22 protein-coding genes are annotated in these 22306 nt (G+C 65.2%); all 22 read right to left on the reverse strand.

What is annotated here, in order from left to right; genetic code table 11:
- Positions 1-7 precede the first annotated feature (7 nt).
- Positions 8-574: an SgcJ/EcaC family oxidoreductase gene (locus F618_RS0104955; protein WP_019567931.1), complete on the reverse strand. Its 567-nt coding sequence runs from the start codon at positions 572-574 to the stop codon at positions 8-10.
- Positions 575-727: 153 nt separating this feature from the next.
- A complete protein-coding gene (locus tag F618_RS0104960; protein WP_018168603.1) occupies positions 728-1705 on the reverse strand; it encodes a LysR family transcriptional regulator in 978 nt (325 codons plus the stop codon).
- 74 nt (positions 1706-1779) lie between these two features.
- Positions 1780-4101 (reverse strand): nitric oxide reductase activation protein NorD, encoded by a 2322-nt coding sequence (locus tag F618_RS0104965; RefSeq protein ID WP_019567932.1) that lies wholly within the window; start codon positions 4099-4101, stop codon positions 1780-1782.
- Positions 4102-4119: 18 nt separating this feature from the next.
- Positions 4120-4923 (reverse strand): CbbQ/NirQ/NorQ/GpvN family protein, encoded by an 804-nt coding sequence (locus tag F618_RS0104970; protein WP_018144344.1) that lies wholly within the window; start codon positions 4921-4923, stop codon positions 4120-4122.
- Positions 4924-4984: 61 nt separating this feature from the next.
- Complete coding sequence (locus F618_RS0104975; RefSeq protein ID WP_019567933.1) at positions 4985-5377, reverse strand: hypothetical protein; 393 nt, start codon at positions 5375-5377, stop codon at positions 4985-4987.
- Positions 5374-6009 carry a ParA family partition ATPase gene (gene parA, locus F618_RS0104980; protein ID WP_018168600.1) on the reverse strand — a complete coding sequence of 212 codons (636 nt, stop codon included), beginning with the start codon at positions 6007-6009 and terminating at the stop codon, positions 5374-5376. The genes F618_RS0104975 and parA overlap by 4 nt, the downstream gene beginning before the upstream one ends.
- Positions 6010-6068: 59 nt before the next feature.
- On the reverse strand, positions 6069-6350 hold the full coding sequence (locus tag F618_RS0104985; RefSeq protein WP_018950684.1) for a 4a-hydroxytetrahydrobiopterin dehydratase: 282 nt from the start codon (positions 6348-6350) through the stop codon (positions 6069-6071).
- Positions 6351-6385: 35 nt separating this feature from the next.
- Positions 6386-6808: a bacterioferritin gene (locus F618_RS0104990; RefSeq protein WP_018144348.1), complete on the reverse strand. Its 423-nt coding sequence runs from the start codon at positions 6806-6808 to the stop codon at positions 6386-6388.
- A 10-nt stretch (positions 6809-6818) separates the two neighbouring features.
- Positions 6819-7133, reverse strand: coding sequence for a BMC domain-containing protein (locus tag F618_RS0104995; RefSeq protein ID WP_026182021.1), 315 nt, complete (start codon positions 7131-7133; stop codon positions 6819-6821).
- Between the two features lie 66 nt (positions 7134-7199).
- On the reverse strand, positions 7200-7493 hold the full coding sequence (locus F618_RS0105000; protein WP_012982276.1) for a BMC domain-containing protein: 294 nt from the start codon (positions 7491-7493) through the stop codon (positions 7200-7202).
- 31 nt (positions 7494-7524) lie between these two features.
- Complete coding sequence (locus tag F618_RS0105005; RefSeq protein WP_012982275.1) at positions 7525-7824, reverse strand: BMC domain-containing protein; 300 nt, start codon at positions 7822-7824, stop codon at positions 7525-7527.
- A gap of 45 nt (positions 7825-7869) precedes the next feature.
- Positions 7870-8202 carry a carboxysome peptide B gene (locus F618_RS0105010; RefSeq protein WP_018144350.1) on the reverse strand — a complete coding sequence of 111 codons (333 nt, stop codon included), beginning with the start codon at positions 8200-8202 and terminating at the stop codon, positions 7870-7872.
- Positions 8203-8206: 4 nt separating this feature from the next.
- Positions 8207-8458 (reverse strand): carboxysome peptide A, encoded by a 252-nt coding sequence (locus tag F618_RS0105015; RefSeq protein WP_017940626.1) that lies wholly within the window; start codon positions 8456-8458, stop codon positions 8207-8209.
- 17 nt (positions 8459-8475) lie between these two features.
- The gene (locus F618_RS0105020; protein WP_018937834.1) at positions 8476-9885 is read right to left on the reverse strand and encodes a carboxysome shell carbonic anhydrase; all 1410 of its coding nucleotides are present in this window, start codon (positions 9883-9885) and stop codon (positions 8476-8478) included.
- Between the two features lie 165 nt (positions 9886-10050).
- Complete coding sequence (locus F618_RS0105030; RefSeq protein ID WP_026331154.1) at positions 10051-12999, reverse strand: CsoS2 family carboxysome shell protein; 2949 nt, start codon at positions 12997-12999, stop codon at positions 10051-10053.
- A gap of 160 nt (positions 13000-13159) precedes the next feature.
- On the reverse strand, positions 13160-13492 hold the full coding sequence (locus F618_RS0105035; RefSeq protein WP_018144354.1) for a ribulose bisphosphate carboxylase small subunit: 333 nt from the start codon (positions 13490-13492) through the stop codon (positions 13160-13162).
- 68 nt (positions 13493-13560) lie between these two features.
- The gene (locus F618_RS0105040) at positions 13561-14985 is read right to left on the reverse strand and encodes a form I ribulose bisphosphate carboxylase large subunit (protein ID WP_018144355.1); all 1425 of its coding nucleotides are present in this window, start codon (positions 14983-14985) and stop codon (positions 13561-13563) included.
- Positions 14986-15303: 318 nt separating this feature from the next.
- Positions 15304-18402, reverse strand: coding sequence for an efflux RND transporter permease subunit (locus tag F618_RS0105045; RefSeq protein ID WP_019567935.1), 3099 nt, complete (start codon positions 18400-18402; stop codon positions 15304-15306).
- A 15-nt stretch (positions 18403-18417) separates the two neighbouring features.
- Complete coding sequence (locus F618_RS0105050; protein ID WP_019567936.1) at positions 18418-19527, reverse strand: efflux RND transporter periplasmic adaptor subunit; 1110 nt, start codon at positions 19525-19527, stop codon at positions 18418-18420.
- A gap of 81 nt (positions 19528-19608) precedes the next feature.
- The gene (locus F618_RS0105055) at positions 19609-20361 is read right to left on the reverse strand and encodes a TetR/AcrR family transcriptional regulator (protein ID WP_018144358.1); all 753 of its coding nucleotides are present in this window, start codon (positions 20359-20361) and stop codon (positions 19609-19611) included.
- Positions 20362-20449: 88 nt separating this feature from the next.
- Positions 20450-21124 (reverse strand): type 1 glutamine amidotransferase domain-containing protein, encoded by a 675-nt coding sequence (locus tag F618_RS0105060; RefSeq protein WP_018937840.1) that lies wholly within the window; start codon positions 21122-21124, stop codon positions 20450-20452.
- A gap of 173 nt (positions 21125-21297) precedes the next feature.
- Positions 21298-22305, reverse strand: a complete 1008-nt coding sequence (locus F618_RS0105065; protein ID WP_019567937.1) for an NAD-dependent epimerase — start codon at positions 22303-22305, stop codon at positions 21298-21300.
- Position 22306: the final 1 nt, after the last annotated feature.

A 22306-nucleotide genomic window follows, 5' to 3' on the forward strand; every position in this document is an offset into this window, starting at 1 on the left:
ACCCTCTTCAGGCGGTCGGCATCATCGAGGAGTGGTGATGGACGATCTTCCATCCCCCGTCACGGTTCTCGTAGACGAAGGTGTAGCGCGCGGGGACTTCCTTGGTCTCACCGCCATCCGTCACGCGAAAGGTGTAGGTGCCGGCATCGGTTAGCTTGTTGCAGCCAAGCTTCACGTTGCGGGTGTTGATCGTCCCAAAGGGCTTCTTCTCCAGGAAGTGCTCGAAGTAGTCCTGGATCTCGGCATGCGTGGTGCGCGGGACGTTGGAGACAGTCGGGAGCAGCACAGCGTCCTCGGCGTAGCGCGCGGCGACCTTGCGCGCGTCACCCGTCTGCAGGGCCGCGTTCCAGCCCTCGAACAATTCCTCGGCCAGTCGGCGGGTCGCCGGCGCACAGACCACGCAGCTCTCGTTGGCCGGGGTATCGATCGCGCCGAACCGGGGGTCACCGCCGGTCCCGGTCACCGGATGGTGCTGGTCGCGGTGCGAGGCGCTCAGGCTCAGGCGCGCGCGCGGCGCCTGGTCGGCGTTGATGAACTGGGTGCCGCTGATACGCGGTCGGCTGCTCGTGGTCACTGACTGATCTCCGAGTTCGGCCGTTAGCGGCCGGGTAATCCGTGAATTGTAAGGTACGCTCCCGGGCCTGTCATTCCGGGCCCGCCCCGAATGACTCCGCTGTCAGCGCCCCCCTGCAGATTGGGCCGCTGCGCTTGCAATGACCTCTTGTGGTCAGCTCGCCTGGGCCTTGAAGGCCGCAAGGAGATCCTCGACCTGGCCGCGCACGCGCGCCTCGTCCTGGATCGCGAAGTCGAGAAAGGTCTGCGCGACCACCGACAGGACCTTCTGCCTGGGGTGAACGATGTGCCACTGGCGGTGAATCGGGAAGTGCTCCACATCCAGCAGTGCTACCGGCCCGCCCGCCCCCTCCGCGCTGAGGGTGTGCAACGACAGCACCGCAATCCCCAGGCCGCCGATCACCGCCTGCTTGATCGCCTCGTTGGAGCCGAGCTCCATGCGCACCGTCGGGCTGATCCCGTGCTCCTGGAACAGCTTGAGGGTTGCCTCGCGGATCCCGGAGCCCGGCTCGCGCATCAGGAACGTCTCCTGTTCCAGGCGTTCGATCGGGATGTTGCGCTGTCCGACCAGCGGGTGATCGCGGCTGGCCATCACCACCAGCGGGTTCGGCGCGAACGGATACACCGCGATGTCGGTCAGCCGCTCGGGCACGTGTCCAATGATGTACAGATCGTCATCGTTGTTGGCCAGGCGCTGCAGCACACGATCGAAGTTGCTGACCTCCAGCGACAGTTCGATGTCCGGATAGCGCTTGGCGAACTGCCCGAGGATCGTCGGCGCGAAGTACTGCGCGGTGGTGATCACCGCCAGGCGCAGCCGCCCCCGCTTGAGCCCGTGCATTTCCGCGAGCTTCATCTCCAGGTTGGTCAGCGCCCCGAGCATCTCGCGGCAGGTGTCGTACAGCAACAGCCCGACCTCGGTGGGGAAGGCCTTGCGCCCAACGTACTCGAACAGCGGCAGGCCGAGGGCGCCGGAGAGCTTCTTGATCTGGATGGAGACGGTGGGCTGGGTCAGGTAAAGCTCTTCCGCCGCACGGGTAAAGCTACCCAGGCGCACGATCGCTTCGAACACCTGCAGCTGGCGCAGGGTGGCGTGCCGGATCAGGTGCGCCGGCAGTTCGGATTTCAGCATCACCTGCGGAAGGCCGGACTCCTTCTGCGGTGTCGTGCCGGTCCCTTTCCTGGCCATGTTAGTGCCCGTGCCCCCTACCGGGTGAGACCGGCGTACAGCATCGGCAGCTTTTCCGGGAGCCGTTCGATACGATCCAGCACCATGAAGTGCTGTGCCCCGAAGATCCGTTCGACGTACTCGTCGGCGTTCGGGTCCAGGCTGATACAGAAGCTGTAGACGCCGTTCTTGCCCACCTCTTCCACCGCACGCTTCGCGTCCTGACGCAGGTACTGCGGGTCGCGCACATCGGTATCCGCCGGCTCGCCGTCGGTCACGATCAGCAACAGCTTCTTCTGCGTCCCCTGTTGCTGCAGCAGATGCCCGGCATGCCGAACGGCCGCGCCCATGCGAGTGGAGAGCTGTCCCTTCATCCCGGCCAGTCGTGCCCGGGCGTGATCGTCGTAGGGGGCGCCGAAGTCCTTGAAGCGGTAGTACTCGACATCGTGGCGACCATCCGAGGCAAAGCCGTGGATGGCGAAGGGGTCGCCAATCTTGGAGATTGCCCCGCCCAGCAGAGCGGTAGCCTCGCGCGCCAGCTGTACCACGCTGGTGTCCGTACCCTGGACCATCTCGTTGGTGGACTCGGACAGATCCAGCAGCACCAGCACCGACAGATCGCGCACCTGGCGGATATTGCGCACGTAGATGCGCTCGTCCGGCTGCCGCCGCATGCGCAGATCTATCTGCGCATCGACCAGCGCGTTCAAGTCCAGCTCGTCGCCCTCGGCCTGCTTGCGCAGACGCTGGACGCCCTGCGGTTGCATCGCCTCGATCAGGAACTTCAGGCGCGAGATCAGCGGCTTGTGCTTTTCGTTAATCGCGTCGATCTCGGCCACGTCGCCCTTCTGCGGACGCCGCTCCAGCAGGGTGACCCAGTGCGGCCGTTCCAGCTGCATCTGGTAATCCCACTCATGGTAGTGATACGGCAGCGAGATCGGCTCCTTGCCCTCCTGCTGGTTGATGCTTTCCTCTTCGCCGTCCCGGAACCATTCGGTCGCCAGCACCATGATCATCTGGGCATCGTCCCCAGCGCCAGGGACATCGAGGGTGTTGATCATCTCCATGGGGGTCACGTAGACGCGTTCCTGGTTCGAACCGCTGGCCATCAGCGTCTCGAAGTCGTCTTCCTCGCGCCCGAACGCCCACATGTAGCGATTGTCGTCACGGTAGAGCACATCCGGCGCGACCTGCCGCGGGTTCATGTAGCCCTGCTCCGGAAATTCCGGCGCCAGGGCCTCGGCCAGGGCGCGCGCCAGGCCGGGGGCCTCGAGATCCTCCGTCCGTTCGGCCAGCGCCGCACGGGCCCTGGTCACGAACGGATGGTCGTCGCGGTAGTCCGGGTCCAGCAGGGCCCGTGCGGTGCGGGCCAGCAGGGCCTGCGGCGCTTCACCGTCGTCCGGGGTCGCGGTATGCAGGGGTGTCCAGAGGTTGCGCAAACCCGGGAAACCCTGGCTTGCCAGGGCCTCCACGCGGGCATCCTCGAACAACTCGGTCAACACGCCGGTCACGCCGCGCGGCGCCTCCTCTGGCTGCATTTCCCGCGTGTAGACCACATGGGCCGCGGCATGGGCCGCCGCCGCACGGTAGAGATCGAGCCCGGTCAGGCCTTCCCAGTCGTCGAAGGCATCCGGCAGGAAGATCGTGAAGCCCTCGATGTAGGGCTTGTAACCCTCACGGGATTCAAAGTCGCCACTCGTCGGCCGCATGAAGAAATCGCGCGCCCAGAGCGAACGCAGGTAGAGGTTGATGCGCCGCTGCACATCCACGAACAGCGTGCCGCGTCGCTCTTTCTGGAATACCGAACGGGACTCGGGCGATTCCAGACCAAAATAGGCGATCTGTTCCTCGAGGTCGGTACGGTGGGCCTGCGCGCCCCAGGTCGCCCAACGGCGCAACCCACCCAGCGTCAGTTGCGATAGCAACTCGTCGAGGTGTTCAAGCATCGGCCGAACGCCGCGTGGCGCCTGCCCCAGCAAGTTGTCGACCAGGCGCAGATATCCACCGAACAGGCGCAGGTCACCCAGGCGTCGTGCCGCAATCGGGCTGGTGGAGATCAGCAGGGTAATGACCGCCCCACTCGTCTTGGAGTACATCTTGATCGCCGAACTCACCAGCTCGCCGACCGCATCCTCGCCCAGTTCCTGCGCCAGATCCGGCGCCTCCTGGACGAAGGCCACGACCATCTCCGAACCTCGCCCCAGAGAGTGCAGGCTGCGTGCGCCTTCCAGGTAGTAGCGCTTCAGACCACCTGTACTGAAGGCCCTCGTCGCTTCCTGCCACGAGGCCTCGAGGACCTCGGCGGCCTGCCCCCCGAGGTCCTCGAGGAGGTCCTGGTATTCCTCCAGATGGATGCTCATCGTGTCCGGCGCACGCGCCTAGAAGAACGTCGTGACGGCAGAGTCGAGCGCGTCGCGCATATCGGGGTCGTCCGTGATCGGACGCACCAGGGCCATACGGCACGCGGCGAGCGGCGCGACGCCCTTGGCAATCAGCGACGCGGCGTACACCAGCATGCGGGTCGAGATCCCCTCGTCCAGCCCGTGGCCCTTCAGATTGCGCGCGCGCTCCGCGACGCTGACCAGCTTGCTGGCCATATCCTCGTTGACCCCGCCTTCGTGGACCACAATCCGCGTTTCGGTTGCGTGATCCGGGTAGTTGAAGTCCAGCGCGCCGAAGCGCTGCTTGGTCGACTCTTTCAGGTCCTTCATCAGGCTCTGGTAGCCCGGGTTGTACGAGATCACCACCTGAAAATCCGGATGCGCCTCGACCATCTCGCCCTTCTTCTCCAGCGGCAGCATGCGACGATTGTCGGTCAGCGGGTGGATCACGACGGTCGTATCCTGGCGCGCCTCGACGATCTCGTCGAGGTAGCAGATCGCCCCGTGGCGTGCCGCCTGGGTCAGCGGGCCGTCCTGCCAGCGCGTGCCGTTGGCATCCAACAGATAGCGCCCCACCAGATCCGAGGCGGTCATGTCCTCGTTACACGAGACGGTAATCAGCGGCTTGCGCAGCTTCCAGGCCATGTGCTCGACAAAGCGCGTCTTGCCGCAACCCGTGGGGCCCTTGAGCATCATCGGCATGCGCACCGAATAGGCAGCCTCGTACAGCTCCACCTCATCCGCCGTGGACTGATAGTAAGGCTCCTCGGTGATCAGGTGATCGCGTAGTTCGTCCTGCATGTTTCGACTCCTCAATCAGAAAGGCCGGGGCCCAGGCCCCGGCCACCGGCACGCATCGGCCTCAGTCAGGCCAGACCCGATCCGGATGCAACGCGCTGCCGCCCTTGTTCGCTTTCGGCTCCTTCTTTGCAGCCGGCTTTTTCCGGGCCGGAGTTGCCTTGGCCTGGGTCGACTGGGCGGTCGTCCCCGTCTTCCTCGTCGCTGCCGGCTTCTTGCGCGCCGTGGCCGCCTTGCGGGCCGGAGCCTTGCGGGTCGTGGTCGCCGCCTTCTTGGTGGCGGCCGCCTTGGTACTCGCGGCGGCCCGCGGGCTGCTGCTCGCCGGCTCCTGGCTGGTGTCCTTCTGTGCCGCGGCCGGCGCGTCGGCCTTGGCCGTGCTGTCCGGGGTCTTGTCCTTGTCCTGGTCCTCGCGCGCACTGCGCACGCCGGCTGCCAGCTTGTCTTGCAGATTGCTCATTGCGACACCTCCTCGATGATGGCTTCGATCTCCGCCGCCGCCGCCTCGCCCGGCTTGCCCAGATCAAAGACGGAACAGCCTTCCAGCGCAGAACGCCGATATATGGCCCGCCGGCGCAGTGACTGCTCCAGGGCGGGGATGTCGATCTCCATCAGTGCGTGTTTCATCGCACGCGACAGCGCACTGCGGACTTCGAGCTGATTAATCACGATGTAGGGGCGCAGGGCGGGATTCCTGAGCTTGGCCTCTTCGAGCCCGCGCCCCATACGGACGCTACCCCACAGATCCACCGGCGACGGAAGCACCGGGATCAGGACCTCGTCCGCGGCCGCCAGGGCACCGGTGACGGCCCCGCCCTCGAGCGTCGGCGGGCAATCCACCACGATGTGGTCGTAGTCCTTGCGCAGGGCCTTCAACTCGCGGTCGAGGGGCCCGGCAACCGCGAAAACCGACGCCGCGAACGGACGATCCTCGGAGGCCATGCGGGCCCATTGACCGGCCGAACCCTGAGGGTCAGCGTCGACCACCAGCGTGCGGCCCCGCCGGGCCAGCCCAGCGGCCAGGTTCATGGTCAGGGTGGTCTTGCCAGTGCCGCCCTTCTGATTGACTACCGCGATTACCCTCGAACCCACGCAACAGCCTCCTGCGGAAGGGGACCGGGCTCAACCCGGCCCATCAAGAATCCCCCGGCTCAGCCGGTGGTGACATCGGCCAGGCGGTCGACTTCAAGGGCAAAGGCCTTGTCGCCTTCCCCAAGCTGTTCGCCATCACGGGCGTCGATCGTGATGTTCACGTAGGTCGTGCCGAAGCTGATGTTCGGATGATAACCATCCTGCTCCGACAGCTCGGCCACGTGGTCTAGAAACTTCCGCGTGATGCCGTAGCGGTCGAACGTGAACTGTTTGCTCATGGACGCCGAGGTCCCCTTGCCGGGTTCCCACCCGGCCGGAACCACGAGATCGGTATCCGCCATTGCCTACTCCGCTTGTGTTGCCGCGTCCGCGCTCGTCACGCGGTGCTGCCCTGGGCATCGATCTCGCGCACGTGTTCCAGTTCATCCTCGAGGATGCTCTCGAACAGCGCCGCATCATCCACCGCACCGACGCGCCGGCAATAGACGGCTGCTTCGTCGTACAGACGAATCGCCTCCATCTCCAGCTCGCGCGAGCGCGCCAAAAGTTCGGCCATGGAGCGGCCAAGCCGCACCGGCGCCAGCTGGCTGCCGTTCGGCGCCACCCCATAGTGAAACATGCGAGTCATGAAGCGATCCGCATGATCCAGCTCTTCCTGGGCGTCCCGACGCAGGCAATCGCTTACGTCGGTCATTCCCCACATCGCGGTCAAGCGCGCCTGGGCCAGGTACTGCTGGACCGCCGACAGCTCATGTGCCACCGCCCGGTTCAGGTACCCCACGATCCGTGGATCGGACATGGATGTTGCCTCAGCTGGCCGAACCGCTGGCGGTCGGGGCCGTCGGCAGGATGCCTTCCACTTCCGAATGCACGCGCGCAATGATGTGCGCGGCCACCAGGCCGTCACCCACACGCTCGCAAGAATCCGCGCCCGCACGCACCGCCGCGTTCACGGCACCGGTTTCGCCACGGACCAGCACGGTGACATAGCCGCCACCGACGAACTGGCGACCAATCAGACGCACTTCGGAGGCCTTGGTCATCGCATCCGCGGCTTCGATCGCCGGGACCAGACCGCGGGTCTCGATCATGCCAAGGGCCACACCAGAAATTTCGTTAGCCATCATCTACCTCTTCTTGAAAAAGCCGTCGGGCCCGTTACGGACCCGACGGCGTTCGACTACCGTGAGTTACGGCTTTTCCGGGAGGATGTTCTCCACCTCGGAATGGACGCGAGCAATGATGTGGGCAGCCACGAGGCCGTCACCGACACGCTCGCAGGAATCCGCACCGGCACGCACAGCGGCGTTGACGGCACCGGTTTCGCCACGGACCAGCACGGTCACGTAGCCACCACCCACGAACTGACGCCCGATCAGACGCACCTCGGAAGCCTTGGTCATTGCGTCCGCGGCTTCGATCGCCGGGACCAGACCGCGGGTCTCGATCATGCCGAGGGCCACACCAAAGTTTTCGCTAGCCATTACTCAACTCCTATCAAGCGTTACTGATGATTTACTTTTCAACCTGCTCGGGCAGGATGCTTTCCACTTCGGAATGCACACGGGCGATGATGTGCGCGGCCACCAGGCCGTCACCCACACGCTCGCAGGAATCCGCACCGGCACGCACAGCGGCGTTCACGGCACCGGTTTCGCCACGGACCAGCACGGTCACGTAGCCGCCACCAACGAACTGGCGACCGATCAGACGCACTTCGGAGGCCTTGGTCATTGCATCGGCCGCTTCAATCGCCGGTACCAGACCACGGGTCTCGATCATGCCCAGCGCCACACCAAAACGTTCAGTTGCCATTGTCTTCTCTCCTGGATTTACGGTTTTTTAAAACAAAAATGACGCTCACGCCGCCTTGCGGGAACCAGCAGAGCGCTGTGCATCGGTCTGGTCTTGTCCTGCCTCGTCCTTCGACCCTTCCGTCTTCTTACCACCATCGTCCCAGTGGTCGATGATGCCGCCGATCGTGAGATCGGTCTGGATAGTGTTGTCGTCCAGCGCAAGCCGCGCGGCTGACCCGCTGATGGTGAACACCCAGTTGCCCGGATGCGCCCCGACCGGATCCACGGCCACACTCAGCGCGCCCTTCTGGTCGACCAGCACGCGCAGCGAAATGGTGCTCAGCCCGTCGACGCGACGGGTCACCACCAGTTCATCCTGCACCTGCATGATTTCCATGGAGCTACTGCTCCTCCCAGTAATCGATGATCCCGACGATCGTCGCGTCACTGGGGTAGGACTTGTCACCGGCCGCTTCACGCGCCGCCGAGCTGCCCACCACGATGACCCAGTCCCCGGGCACGCAGCCGACCGCATCGACCGCCACGGTGCGCGGCCCGCCCGCCTTTTCCTGAACCACCAGCAACGGCCGGTGCCCCAGATCGCGGATGCGGTTGGTCGAAACCAGCGTCTTCTCAACCTTGCAGATCTTCATTCCCGTTCCCGTGTGCGTCAGGCGGCCAGTGGTTCCAGACGGCTACCGCTGCGTTTGTCGCGGATCACCATGTGGCAGCCGATCAGGCCCTTTTCAGCCAGGTCGCGATAGCGATCCATGATCGTGTTGCGAATCCGGCGACAACGCGCCTCGACCCGCTCCCGCGATCCCGGCACCTTGCGGTCGTAGCGATAATGCACCACGACCGGAACCGGCAGGCCGCGCTCGACATTCAGCTTCCGAAAAATCTTGTTCACGCCGACATCCATCCCCTCGGCGCCCTCTTCCATCGTCTCCAGGTGGGCGAAGTACGCGAAGTTGCGAACCTGCATCTCCTCGATCTCCTGGCCCACGATGATCACGCGCTCGCGGTGGCCGACATCGGCGTAGTGGCCGCCGTGATAGCGCGCCACATAATCCAGCTGCGAAATGTTGCTCAACAGCAGCCGCGATATCAGTCGCAGCATCCCTTCATGCGGCGCGCCGTTACCGCGTCCCCAGCCCTGCTGGTGAATCGCATCCTGGATCGCCTGATACACCCGCAGCGATGCGGTCTGTTCGTCCAGCCCCTGGGTCGCTCGGTACAGCTCCGCGCTTTCCACGAAGCGGTACAGGCTCATGCGCGTATCCGCATCCGGGATGTGAATCTTGATCGCATCCGTATCGGTATCCACCCCGATCAGCAGCGTGTCGACCGAGGCCCCACAGCAGTAGGTGTTCTCGATGGCCTGACGAAACGCGCGCAGCTGGTGCAAGGCACCGTCCGCCGCATCGCGCTCGCTGTTGCCGTGCGCCGCGCAGCCCTGGTGCAACGGATCCGCGCCACTGTAGTGGTACGCCGCAATCTTCAGATAGCGACTGGGGACATCGGCCGTGGTCGGCCGGCCCTCACGAAAGCGCAGCAGTTCGCGCTTGGTCCAGTGACGCACATCTTCCTCGATGTCGAACTGCGCCCCGGCGTAGCTCTTCACCCGTACCGCGAGATCGGGCAGGCGCAGGATGAAGCGCCGCAGGCCCAGCAGGCGCCCGTCCGAGCAGGGCGAGATGTCCACTTCGTGGAAGTCGCAGTCGAGGAAATACGCAATCGCGCTATCCGCTTCGGCCACCAGGTCATCCCGTCCCGCCCAGTATTCGTTGACCACCTGATCGAACAGCTCGAACGTCCCGTGCAGATACAGTTCGCGCGTATCCAGATCGTTGATCCAGGCATCCTCCAGCGCCTTCTGCGGCAGCTGGTACCCCAGGCGCTCCTCGACGATCGCCTGCGCCCGCGCCTCGAAGTCGCGCTCGTGCTGCAGCGCATGCACTTCCTTGAGCACCGGAACCAGCTGCGCAAAGCGCTCGCGGAACCCCTGCTCGAAGGCGTGCAGCCGTTCGTTCATCGGGACATCCGCCAACGCATGCCCCGCGGTCAGTTCACGCGTCATGTCCGGAGACGACGAGCCGCAGGCCGGCACCGCGGACACCGGGCCCGCAGTGCTCGGCGCCGCTGCGCGCGCAGCCGCAATCCGGGACTTCGCGAAGCGCGAGCCCATGGAGCTGTTTTTGCGGCGACCACGCACCATGACGTTCTTCAGAGTCCTCGCCTGTCCTTAACCGCGCGCCCCGCCGGACAGCGTCACCAGAGAACCGGCGTCGCTGTTCCCGGAGGAACCCGTGATCCTGCTCGGGGGCACTTCCTTGCGCTCGAGTTCCCGATTGATATACGCGCTGCGGCCTTCACCACGCGGATTGCCCTTCTGCGTCTGGTTTCGGCGCGTCGAGAGGCCCTCGGTCCCGGTCACGTGGTCACCGCGCCCCCAGTCGTCGCCGGTAATGGAGACGCCATTGCTGCTGCCATTCACGGTCACCCGGTTGGCGCCGACCTTCTCGCCTTCTTCCACCGGCTCGACGGCCGCTGCTTGCTTGCTGGCGCCATACCGGAACTCTTCGGTGCCGGACACCAGACCCATCGCCTTGTTGATGGAACCGGTCACGCTCCCGCTACTGCCGTAGGCAGTCCCCGTCACGCGCTCCCGACGCTCTGCGGCGACCCGCGCCGGGGTCTCCACGCTGAAGCCGGCGTTGGGCATCGGGCGAGAAGCGGCTTGCGCCACTGGCTGGGCCGGCGCGGCCTGCATGCCCATCCCTTCCGGGCGCAGACGCGGATGGAGACTGCTCGCGGCACTGGCGCAGCTCTTGGCAAATTCGTTTCCGCCCACATACGGGGAACCGGAAACGTCCTGACAGGCGCCCCGTTCGGTACCGGTCACGCGCTTGTCGTAACCCGGCTGGCTCCCGGACACCGAATGCCCCGGCGTGGAATGACGTTCGGCCACCCGCGTACCGGCCGCACTCGAATCCTGCGTGTCGCAGAACTGGTCGTACTGATCCGGACCGATATAGGCCGTGCCGCTCACCGGCTTGCAGGCACCATATTCGTCACCGGTGACGCGCGAGGAACGCCCGATCGCCGAGCCGGACACAATTTGCTGATTCCAGGTACGACCCACAGTCACTTTCTCCGGGCTGGCTTCCGGGCGATGACCGCCACAAAAGGCGTCATAGTGCTCGGAGCCGGCATATTCCGTGCCGGTGATCGGCTTGCAACCACCATATTCGTCACCCGTCACGTGGATCGAATGATCCACCTGGGTACCGGAAACCTCGCGGCCCCGCAGCGTGTGCATTACGCCCACCTTGGGGACGCCCCCGGCATCCGGCCGCTCGCACAGATCGCCGAAGTCGGACTTGTTGTAATACGGCGTACCGGTCAGGGAGGCACAGGACCCGCGCTCGTCACCGGTTACATGCCGGCTACGCCCCACGGCCACACCGGTCACGCTCTGGTCTTCCATGGTGTGCGACTCCTGAACCTTGGCCGCAGCGGGTTCCGGGCGGGTGCCGCAAAAGCCCTGGAACTGCTCGGTGCCGAGATATTCGGTTCCGGTCACCGGTTTGCAGCTGCCATATTCGTTGCCGGTTACGTTCACGGAGCGTCCGACTTCGGACCCGGTCAGTTCACGACCGCGAAGCGTATGCATCACGCCAACCTTGGCCGGCGCCCCGTTCGACTTTCCCGTGTTGCAGGGAACCTCGCTGTTCGCGGTGTTCAGGTATTCGGTACCGGTCACATCGCGGCAGGCGCCGGCTTCGTCGCCGGTCACGCTCGGGCTGCGCCCGACCGAAGTGCCGGACACGCCTTCACCGTGACGGGTGACCATCACGCTTGTGCGGGCCGGACCGGCCTGCGGACGCGTGCCGCAGAAGCCTTCGTATTGTTCGGTACTGAGATATTCGGTGCCGGTGATCGTCTCGCAGGACCCACGCTCGTCGCCGGTCACACGGTTCGACCGCCCAACTTCGGTGCCACTGACCGACTGACCGTGCGCGGTGTGCGACGTGCCAACCTTCGGCGGATTGCCGGCCGGGCGCGCACCACAGTACCGCTCGTAGTGCTCCACCCCGAGGTATTCGGTGCCGGTGATCGAAGAGCAGCTGCCCGCCTCCGTGCCGGTGACGCCCGAGGTACGCTCGACCTGCGTGCCACTTACATGGCTGCCGGCCAGCGTGGTGCCCTCTTCAACCTTCGGCGGCGCATCGCCCTCGACAGGGCGCGGCCGGCCACAGGGACGCCCCGGCTCGGCCGAGCCACGGCCCAGCTTGCACAGTTCTTCACGGCGCTGCCGAGCGACTTCGCGGGCGGACATCCCTTGGCGCTTGGCGGCCTTCCAGGCGCCTTCCTGCGGCATGGTGCCGCGAGCCTGACCGCCGTTAAAACGCCGACGCTGGGCCTTCTTGCCGGTCTGCGCCATGGCATCCCGGCGCGCCATGCAGATCGCGCGAACCTCCGAGATCATCGGATGCGGGCCAGCGGCCTCACCCCCGGATTCGACCTTGTCGCACAGCTGGTCCAGGCCGCTTTCGAACATCGCGGCGTCGCGGCTCGGGGCGGTGTTGACCGACGCATCGCGCTCTGCCTTCTCGCCCTTGCAGCCGCAACCACAGTCCTTCTTGGATTCCTGGGCGGGCGCAGCCACCGGCTCCGATCCCTTGATGCGATCCCCACGGCGCGGTTCCGGCGCAACGGCCTTCTTGCCTTCCGTGGAGAGCGCCTGACGTCGCAGGCGGCAGATCTCGCGACCGCTCATGTTCGAGCAGTCGACCTCGACGTTCTGCGACTGGGCCAGGGCTTCCAGCTGGCGCGAACGCTCGGCGCCGGCGGGGGCCATGCCACCCGCGGCCTGGGCACGCGTATTGGTTCGGCCCACAGCCTTCTTGCCCTGGCGCGCCATCTTCTGGCGCCGCTCAAGGGCGGCCTGGCGCCCATTCGAGACGCCCGTGTGCGCGCCCGGTTCCGGGCGGCGCTCGGGCGTGGTGTCGCGGGTCTCGACGGAGACCTGCGACGAGGATTCACTGGAGTGCATCTCCGGCTCCCGCGCCTGGGGTGCCGGGGCAGGGTCCGCCTTCGCCTGGCGCGCATCTCGCGCAGCCCCAGCGGAGCGGCTGCTCCCTTTGGTTTGGTCGGTCGACTTCACGGCAGCCTTGCCATTGCGAGACATGGCTTTGCGCCGTTCCAGGGCACGTTCACGCCCCGAGAGACCTTCAGACGCAGATGTCGGATTACTCATGGCACTTCCTTACAGTTGGCGGCAGCAACGGTAAATAACGCTTTACTGAACTGCCGGGCCCGAAGGCGGACCCGGCAGGTACGGGCCCTAATTAGCGACCGCGATCGACCACGAAGGCCGTGCCCTGGCTCTGGGCATAGTTATCGTAGGCGAGGAAGCGAACCATCATGCCTGGGTTGGCACGGCGGCACTGCTCGATCTCGCTCAGCACGGCCTCGACGGACTGCTCGCCGAACATCGGGAGCTTCCACATGTACCAGTAGTTGGACATGGCGTGTTCTTTTTCGCTGTACTCGACCGCCGGGTTCCAGCCCTGGGCAATCGTGTACTCGATCTGACGGCGAACCTGATCGGCGTTCATCTCGGGCAGGTAAGAGAAGGTCTCGTACTTCTGCACCGGCTTGAAGTTCTGAATATCGGACATGTCGTTAATCCTATGCGCTTGTTCTCTGAAGGTGCGGGCAGCCACTCAGGCCGCCCGCACACGGACGATCACTTGTGTTGGACGTCCAGCTTGTCGGTGGTGTCGAACTCGAACTTGATTTCCTTCCACGTTTCCATGGCGATCTTCAGTTCGGGACTGTGCTGGGCGGCCTGGGTCAGGATCTCCTTGCCTTCCTTCTCGATCTCGCGACCCTCGTTGCGCGCCTGGACGCAGGCCTCGACGGCCACGCGGTTGGCGGTCGCGCCCGGAGCATTGCCCCACGGGTGGCCCAGGGTGCCGCCACCGAACTGCAGCACGGAGTCGTCACCGAAGATCGCGACCAGGGCCGGCATGTGCCAGACGTGGATACCACCGGAGGCCACGGCGAACACACCCGGCATGGAACCCCAGTCCTGATCGAAGAAGATGCCGCGCGAGCGGTCTTCCGGGATGAAGGATTCACGCAGCAGGTCAATCCAGCCGAGCGTCGCCGCGCGGTCGCCTTCCAGCTTGCCGACCACGGTGCCGGTGTGGAGGTGGTCGCCACCGGACAGGCGCAGGATCTTGGCGAGCACACGGAAGTGGATACCGTGCTTCGGATGACGGTCGATGACCGCATGCATGGCACGGTGAATGTGCAGCAGCATGCCGTTGTCGCGGCACCAGTTGGCCAGGCCCGTGTTGGCACAGAAACCGCCGGTGATGTAGTCGTGCATGATGATCGGCGCGCCAATTTCCTTGGCGTACTCGGCACGCTTGTACATCTCTTCCGGGGTCGGCGCGGTGACGTTCAGGTAGTGACCCTTGCGCTCGCCGGTTTCTGCTTCGGCCTTTTCGGTCGCTTCCTGGACGAAATCGAAGCGGTCACGCCAGCGCATGAACGGCTGGGAGTTGATGTTCTCGTCGTCCTTGGTGAAGTCGAGACCGCCACGCAGGCACTCGTACACGGCACGGCCGTAGTTCTTCGCGGACAGACCCAGCTTCGGCTTGATGGTGCAACCCAGCATCGGGCGGCCGTACTTGTTCAGGCGATCACGCTCGACCTGGATACCCATGGGCGGACCACCACAGGTCTTCACGTAGGCGATCGGGAAGCGCACGTCTTCCAGGCGCAGCATGCGTATGGCCTTGAAGCCGAACACGTTACCGACCAGGGAGGTGAACACGTTCACCATGGAGCCTTCTTCGAACAGGTCGATCGGGTAGGCGATGAACGCGTAGAAGGACTCGTCGTCACCCGGGACGTCCTCGATCATGTACGCCCGACCCTTGTAGTAATCCATGTCGGTCAGGAGGTCGGTCCACACCGTGGTCCAGGTACCGGTGGAGGACTCGGCTGCCACAGCGGCGGCAGCTTCTTCGCGGTCGATACCGGGCTGCGGGGTAATCTTGAAACACGCCAGCAGGTCAGTATCCAGCGGCGTGTATTCGGGCATCCAGTATGTTTCGCGGTAATCCTTGACGCCCGCGGAGTACTTCTTGGCGGCAGACATGTGGCCTTCTCCTACGCGTTGGTTAATCGTGATGGTCGCCTAGATTAGGGAGGGCAATCACTAATAACAAATAAATAATCTAGATGCGACCGATAGACAATCGTTTATATAAAAGCCGGACAGCGGGAGGGCCACTGACCGGCAGGGGTTCGGGTTCGCAATGGTGCAGCCAGGCATCGAAACACCGACCGCGACGGATTGCGGAGGTCGATTGTAGTCGAAGACCGTAGCCTGTGCATGCCTTTGGCGCGACCCGCCGCACAGGGCCTGTGACGGGCCGCTGGGAACGCCCCGTCACACAGCCCACGACCCCGGGTATCAGGACGTGGCGGCAGTGGCGGGCGCTCCGTCACCGGCGGCATGGTGATCCCGCGCTAGGTAGAGGTAGATGGCGGGCACCACGAACAGGGTGAACAGGGTCCCGATCGCCATGCCGCTCGCGATCACCAGGCCCATCGCGAAACGCGAGCCGGCGCCGGCCCCGGCGGCCATCAGCAAGGGCACCATCGCCACCACGGTCGCGGTGGTGGTCATCAGGATCGGCCGCAGGCGCAGGGCCGACGCCTCCTCGATCGCCTCGCGCAGCGTCCGCCCCTGGCGCTGCAGCTGGTTGGCGAACTCCACGATCAGGATGCCGTGCTTGGCAATCAGGCCGATCAGGGTCAGCAGGCCCACCTGGGTATAGATATTCAGCGAAGTCACCCCAAGGCTGATGAAGATCAGTGCCCCGGCGATCGACATCGGCACCGTGGTCAGAATGATCAACGGGTCGCGGAAGGACTCGAACTGAGCAGCCAGGACCAGGAAGATCACCAACAGGGCAAAGAAGAAGGTGACCACCAGCTCACTGCCCTCGGCCTTCAGCTGACGCGACTGTCCGGCATAGTCGACACTGACATCCGGGGGGAGCACGTCGGCGGCAATCTCGTCGACGATGTCCAGCGCCTCGCCCAGGGTCACCCCCGGCCGCGGCACGCCCGACAGGGTCACGGCATTGAGCTGCTGGAAGCGCTTGAGCGAGCGCGGGGTCACCGTTTCTTCCAGTGTCACGATGCTGGATAACGGGATCGGCTCGCCGTCACGGGTACGCGTGAACAACTCTTCCAGCTGCTCCGGATTCAGGCGCTCGCTGCGCTGCACCTGAGGAATCACGCGATAGCTGCGGTTCTCCATCGCGAAGCGCCCGGCAAACCCGCCAGACAGCATGGTCGCCAGATCGGCATTGAGCGTGGCCATGTCGATCCCGAGCTGGGCGGCGCGTTCGCGGTCGATCTTGAGATCCACCTGCGGCTGATCGAAGTCGAGATCGGAGTCCATGAAGATGAAGCGCCCGGTCGCCATCGCCCGCTGCATGATCTCGCTGGCGAACTGCTCCAGCTCCTCGAACGAACCGGTGGAGCCAAGGACCACACTCACCGGTGCACCGTCGCCCGGGGTGGGCAGCTGGGGCGGCTGGATCGCGAACACCTCCAGCGCCGGGATGCGGTCCAGGCGTGGCTGCAGCTCCTCCTGCAGGATGGTCTCGGTATCCCGATCACGCTGATCCCAGGGTGCGAGGACGAAACCGCCCAGGGCCTGGTTGCCGGCACCGGCGATGCCCGGGCCGCCGCCAAAACCGTTCACGATAAAGATGTTATCGAGCTCTGGGATTTCGTCGAAGAAGCGGTCGGTCAACTCGGTGTTGCGTTCCAGCCAGTCCAGGCCCATGTAGGCGTCACCCTCCATGATGGAGAACGCGAAGCCCTGGTCCTCCGGCGGCTCCAGCTCGGTCTGCGAGGTGACGAACAGGAAGTAGCAGGACACCAGCACGATGGCACCGAACACCGCGATGGTGAAGCGGTCATTCAGCGCCCCATGCAGGCGCCGACGATAGCGTTGCTGGAGGGAGTCGAAGCGTGCATCCAGCCAGCCTTCGATGCGTCCGCGCTTCTCGGTGGCGCCATCGCGCAGGATCTTCGAGCACATCATCGGCGACAACGTGATCGCGACAATCCCCGAGATCACGACGGTCGCCGCCAGGGTGAACGCGAACTCGATGAAGAGCGTCCCGGTCAGCCCGCCGATGAAGCCCAGCGGCAGGAACACCGCCACCAGGGTGGTCGACATCGCCACGATCGGCCAGGCGAGTTCGCGCGCCCCCTGGATCGCCGCGTCCATGCGCGACATCCCCTCCTCGATATGGCGGGAGATGTTCTCCAGCATGATGATCGCGTCATCCACCACGATGCCGATCGCCAGCACCATCGCCAGCAGGGTCAGCAGGTTCAGCGAGAACCCCATCAGCAGCATCAGCATGAAGGTGCCCACCAGCGACAGCGGCACCGCCACGGCCGGGATGATCACGCTACGCAGCGAGCCGAGGAACAGGTAGATCACCACCAGCACGATCCCCAGCGCCAGGCCGATGGTCACCAGCACCTCGTCGATCGCACTCTGGATGTAATCCGTGGAGTCGTAGACGATCTCGCCCTCCAGCCCCGAGGGCAGGCGCGGCAGGATGCGCTCGTCGAATACGCCGCGGACCTCGGCGATCACGTCCAGGGCGTTGGCATCCGGCGCCATCTCGATACCGACGAAGGTGGCCGCCTCGCCATTGAAGCGCACCGAGGTGTCGTAGCTCTCCGAGCCCAGCTCCACCTCGGCCACGTCGCCCAGGCGCACCAGGTCGCCGCCGGTCTCGAACAGGATCAGCTGCTCGAACTCCTCCGGACGACTCAGATCGGTATCCGCCGTCAGGTCCAGCCCAACCATGGAACCCCGCGTCTGGCCCACGGCGGACAGCACATTGTTGCGCTCCAGGGCCTCGCGCACGTCGCGCCCAGTCACACCAAAGGCGGCCATGCGATCGGCATCCAGCCAGGCGCGCATCGCAAAGCTCTGGGCACCCAGGATCTCGGCACGCTGCACGCCGTTGATGGTCGCCAGTTCCGGCTGCACCTCGCGGATCAGGTAATCGGTGGTCTGGTTGTTGGACAACCGTTCGGAGTAGAACGACATGTACATTGCGGCCACGTCCTGCCCCACGGACAGATCCACCACCGAGTCCTCGGCCTCCGCCGGCAGGTCGCTGCGAATCTTGTCCACCTGGGCGGCGATCTGCGTCAGGGCCACGTTGGGGTCGTAGTCCAGCTCCAGATGGGCCTCGACGATGCTAATCCCCGCGCGGCTGGTGGAGACGAGGTAATCGATCCCCTCGGCCTCGGCCACCTCGCGCTCCATCGGCGTGGTGATGAAGCCCTGCACCAGATCGGCATCCGCGCCGATATACGCGGTGCTGACGGTCACCACCGCGTTCTGCACCTCGGGGAACTGGCGCACGTTCAGGTCAAATACCGCGCGCACCCCGAACAACAGGATGAACAGACTCACCACCGTGGCGAGCACCGGCTTCTGGATGAAGATATCGGTAAAGCGCATGCCAGCGACCCCGCTCTAGCGGTTCGCCGGGCGCGGGTCGCGCTCGGCGTCGGGCTGGGCATCCTCGGTGATCTCGACCGGGGAGTCGTTTTGCAGCTTGAGCAGGCCACTGGCCGCGATACGCTCACCCGGCTCCAGCCCGTCAAGGACCTGCACCAGATCACCGCGGCGCGCGCCGGTCTCGATCAGGCGTTGTTCCACCCGCAGCTGGCCTTCGTCATCCTCCGCGATCACGAATACCGATTGCCCCCAGGGCGCAAAGCGGATCGCGGTCTGCGGCGCGACCACCGCCTCCTCGGACTCCCCGCGATCCAGCGTCACCCGGGCGAATTGCCCCGCACGCAGGCGACCCTGTTCGTTTTCCAGCAGGGCCTGCACGCGGAACATGCGCGAGGCCGCGCGGACCCGCGGCTCGATGGCCGTGACCTCGCCGGTGAACTCTTCGCCAAAGGCATCCACCTCCACACGGACGTCCTGACCCAGGGCGATCTCGCCCAGGCGGCGCTCCGGCAGGGTGAAATTCACATACAGCGGCTGCAACGCCTCCAGCACCACGATCGGATCCCCGGGCCCGACGAACTGCCCGACGCTCACCTCGCGGATACCCAGCTCGCCAGCGAACGGCGCGCGCAGGCTCTTCTGCCGGATGCGCGCCTCCTGCGCCCTCACCGAGGCCTGGGCCTGCTCGGCCTCGGCGACCCGGCGCTGAAATTCCGAATCCGAGATGTCGTTGCGCTCGATCAGGCCCCTGGCGCGCTCCAGCTCGCGGCGCGCCAGGCGCTCGCCGGCCCGCAAGTTTTCGAGCTCGGCCTCGTCCAGGGTGGTATCCAGGTCCACCAGCGGATCGCCGGCCTCGACCCGCGCCCCGTTCTCGAAGTGAATCGCCTGGACAATGCCCTGCGCCTCGAAGCTCAGGGTCGCGCCCTGCACCGCCTCCAAGCTGCCAATGGCGCGGACCTGCGGGGTCCAGGAGTCGGTCGACACCTCTGCGGCGTTGATGGTCACCACGGGCTCCGGCATATCTTCGAAGTACTCTGCGATCTGCTGATCGACAAAGGCCTTGAAGCCGAAAATACCGCCGAGCACGATGGCCACCGCCACCAGCATGAGGATAAAACGCTTCATCAGGGTCTCCTGGAGACACCGGCGGGGGCATTCCCACCGGCATCATGAAATGAGTTCAACAGACTCGCCCGTCGCCGGACTCTAAACAGCGCCCGGGTCGCAGAGACCTGCATCGCGCAGGGCGGCACGCACGCGCGCCGTCTCCGCCCGAACCACCGTGGGCTCGTCCGGATCCAGCCGCGGCTCCCAGCGCCAGCCGGTCATCAGGGCATGGAAATGCCGGATGAGGTGGTCATAGGGCCGATGGATGTCGTAGGCATCCAGCAACCCCTGCGCATTGGCAAGGCTCTGCATCCCCACGTTCAGCGCCCAGGGGCCCAGCCCCATCTCGTCTTCGGAGATCTCGCGGGCCGGCGGCAGGTCGCCGCGGTCACGCGCCTCGGCCACCACCGCATGCACCGCCTCGCTGATCGGCTTCCCGGCCTCCAGCAATGCCATGCGGCGCGGAGCCGACACATTCGCCCAGACCACCTCGGTCACCAGGTACTGGGTCAGGCGATAGTAGTCGGGGTTTTGCGCGGCAAAATCGATGTCGGTCAGCACGATCGCCAGCATGCGCGAGCGCGTGCCCAGGGAGAGCTCGGGGATGGCCCGGAAAAGCGCCGCCCGCTGCAGCGTGGTGCGTGCCGCGACCGCCGCCAGCAGGTCCTCTTTCGACTCGAAGTGCTGGTACAGCGTACCGGTCGCATACTCGCAGTCCGCCGCCAGCTTCGACATCTGCAGGGCCAGCAGGCCGTCCTCGCGGATGCGCTCGTGCGCCCGCTCGATGAACAGCGCCTCGCGCGTCTCGCGCTCGCGGCGTTTGCGATCCCCGGTAGTCATGGCGCTCAGCATATCGAACCCACTACGTTTTTTGAACCCGATTCGAGTTAGGTCCCGAAAAAGGCCGGGGACAGCATGCCCCGGCCCCCGGTTCGCGTATTCAGCCCGTCTCGCGCAACAGCCGCACGATCGCGTCGGCGACACTCTTGCTGGACTGCGGGTTTTGCCCGGTCACCAGCTTGCCGTCCACCACCACGTGATCGGCCCAGTCGTCGGCGGTATCCACCTCGCCGCCGAGCTCCTGCAGCTTGTCCTGCAGCAGGAACGGCATCGCGGTGTCCAGCTGGACCGCCTTCTCCTCGCTGTTGGTGAAGGCCGCCACCTTGCGCCCCTTCACCGCGGAACTGCCATCCGCCAGCATCGCACCGACCAGACAGGCCGGCCCGTGACAGACCGCGCCAACCACCTTGTCGTTGTCCATGAATTCCGCGACCAAGCGCTGGACATGCGGATTGTCCGGCAGGTCGAACATGGTGCCGTGGCCGCCGGGGAAAAAGATCGCGGCATAGGCGCCGTGGTTCGTGTGCTCATTCAGCGCGATGGTGTCATCCAGGGCCTCCTGAGCGGCCACCGCCGCGGAGCCCGCATGACTGGCCTCCAGGCTTTTCGGATCAAGCGGCACGGGGCCGCCCTTCGGACTGGCCACCTTGACCTCGAATCCCGCCTTGCGGAAGCGATCATAAGGCTCGGCGAACTCGTCGAACCATACGCCCGTCGCCTGGCCTGGAGCGATCTCGCCGTGACTGGTTACTACCATCAGAATCGTCTGGCTCATCCCTTGTCTCCTGGCATCCATGTCTCCGGTGGACTCGCCGGCCGGCTACAGGTTCCTGGTGTGCAAGGCCTGGGTGAACGAGCAGCGAGTCAGACGGCGAACAACAGACGCGGAAGGATCAAGCAAACGAGAAAGCCGACGGACCGCGCGGCCGGATAGCCGCGGGCTGGGAATCAGACACGGTAGTAGTCGCGATACCACTCGACGAAGCGGGCGATGCCGTCTTCCACCGCGGTCGCGGGGGCATAGCCCACGTCCTGACGCAGGGCCTCGACATCCGCATAGGTGTCCGGGACATCCCCCGGCTGCAACGGCAGGAGGTTCTTCTCGGCCTTCTTGCCCAGGCAGTCCTCGAGCACCTCGATGTAGCGCATCAGCTCCACCGGCTCGTGGTTGCCGATGTTGTAGAGCCGGTAGGGGGCTGCGCTGGTGGCCGAGTCGGGCTCGGCCCCGTTCCAGTCGGGGTTGCGCGGGGCCACGTGATCCAGGGTGCGGATCACGCCCTCAACGATGTCGTCGATATAGGTGAAGTCGCGCCGGTGGTGGCCGTAGTTGAAGACGTCGATCGGCTCGCCTGCCAGGATCTTCTTGGTGAACATGAACAGCGCCATGTCCGGGCGGCCCCAGGGGCCGTAGACGGTGAAGAAGCGCAGTCCGGTCACCGGCAGGTCGTAGAGATTACTGTAGGTATGCGCCATCAGCTCGTTGGCCTTCTTGCTGGCGGCGTACAGGCTCAGCGGGTGATCGACGTTGTCGTGCACCGAGAACGGCATGGTGGTGTTGGCGCCGTAGACCGAGCTGGAGCTGGCATAGACCAGGTGCTCGACGCCGTTATGGCGGCAGCCCTCCAGGATGTTGCCGAAACCGACCAGGTTGGTGTCGACATAGGCCGCCGGGTTCTCCAGCGAATAGCGCACGCCGGCCTGGGCCGCCAGGTTCACCACCCGCTCCGGGCGGTGTTCGCGGAACACCCGCTCCATCGCGGCGCGATCGGCGATGTCCTCGCGCACCTCGGTGAAGTTCGGGTGGTCCTGGGTGCGCGCCAGGCGCGCCTCCTTCAGCGAGACGTCGTAGTAGTCGTTTAGATTGTCGACGCCGACCACCTGGTCGCCACGCTCCAGCAGGCGCAGGCTCAGGGCGCTGCCGATGAAACCGGCCGAGCCGGTCACAAGAACTTTCATC

The sequence above is a fragment of the Thioalkalivibrio sp. ALMg13-2 genome (genome assembly GCF_000381185.1).
GTDB classification, from domain to species: domain Bacteria; phylum Pseudomonadota; class Gammaproteobacteria; order Ectothiorhodospirales; family Ectothiorhodospiraceae; genus Thioalkalivibrio; species Thioalkalivibrio versutus.

Coding starts and splice junctions, on each gene's coding strand:
- F618_RS0104960 (WP_018168603.1), bottom strand. CDS start 1,705: ATGCTGAAATCCGAACTGCCGGCGCACCTGATCCGGCACGCCACCCTG.
- F618_RS0104965 (WP_019567932.1), bottom strand. CDS start 4,101: ATGAGCATCCATCTGGAGGAATACCAGGACCTCCTCGAGGACCTCGGG.
- F618_RS0104970 (WP_018144344.1), bottom strand. CDS start 4,923: ATGCAGGACGAACTACGCGATCACCTGATCACCGAGGAGCCTTACTAT.
- F618_RS0104975 (WP_019567933.1), bottom strand. CDS start 5,377: ATGAGCAATCTGCAAGACAAGCTGGCAGCCGGCGTGCGCAGTGCGCGC.
- F618_RS0104985 (WP_018950684.1), bottom strand. CDS start 6,350: ATGGCGGATACCGATCTCGTGGTTCCGGCCGGGTGGGAACCCGGCAAG.
- F618_RS0104990 (WP_018144348.1), bottom strand. CDS start 6,808: ATGTCCGATCCACGGATCGTGGGGTACCTGAACCGGGCGGTGGCACAT.
- F618_RS0104995 (WP_026182021.1), bottom strand. CDS start 7,133: ATGGCTAACGAAATTTCTGGTGTGGCCCTTGGCATGATCGAGACCCGC.
- F618_RS0105000 (WP_012982276.1), bottom strand. CDS start 7,493: ATGGCTAGCGAAAACTTTGGTGTGGCCCTCGGCATGATCGAGACCCGC.
- F618_RS0105005 (WP_012982275.1), bottom strand. CDS start 7,824: ATGGCAACTGAACGTTTTGGTGTGGCGCTGGGCATGATCGAGACCCGT.
- F618_RS0105010 (WP_018144350.1), bottom strand. CDS start 8,202: ATGGAAATCATGCAGGTGCAGGATGAACTGGTGGTGACCCGTCGCGTC.
- F618_RS0105015 (WP_017940626.1), bottom strand. CDS start 8,458: ATGAAGATCTGCAAGGTTGAGAAGACGCTGGTTTCGACCAACCGCATC.
- F618_RS0105020 (WP_018937834.1), bottom strand. CDS start 9,885: ATGACGCGTGAACTGACCGCGGGGCATGCGTTGGCGGATGTCCCGATG.
- F618_RS0105030 (WP_026331154.1), bottom strand. CDS start 12,999: ATGTCTCGCAATGGCAAGGCTGCCGTGAAGTCGACCGACCAAACCAAA.
- F618_RS0105035 (WP_018144354.1), bottom strand. CDS start 13,492: ATGTCCGATATTCAGAACTTCAAGCCGGTGCAGAAGTACGAGACCTTC.
- F618_RS0105040 (WP_018144355.1), bottom strand. CDS start 14,985: ATGTCTGCCGCCAAGAAGTACTCCGCGGGCGTCAAGGATTACCGCGAA.
- F618_RS0105045 (WP_019567935.1), bottom strand. CDS start 18,402: ATGCGCTTTACCGATATCTTCATCCAGAAGCCGGTGCTCGCCACGGTG.
- F618_RS0105050 (WP_019567936.1), bottom strand. CDS start 19,527: ATGAAGCGTTTTATCCTCATGCTGGTGGCGGTGGCCATCGTGCTCGGC.
- F618_RS0105055 (WP_018144358.1), bottom strand. CDS start 20,361: ATGCTGAGCGCCATGACTACCGGGGATCGCAAACGCCGCGAGCGCGAG.
- F618_RS0105060 (WP_018937840.1), bottom strand. CDS start 21,124: ATGAGCCAGACGATTCTGATGGTAGTAACCAGTCACGGCGAGATCGCT.
- F618_RS0105065 (WP_019567937.1), bottom strand. CDS start 22,305: ATGAAAGTTCTTGTGACCGGCTCGGCCGGTTTCATCGGCAGCGCCCTG.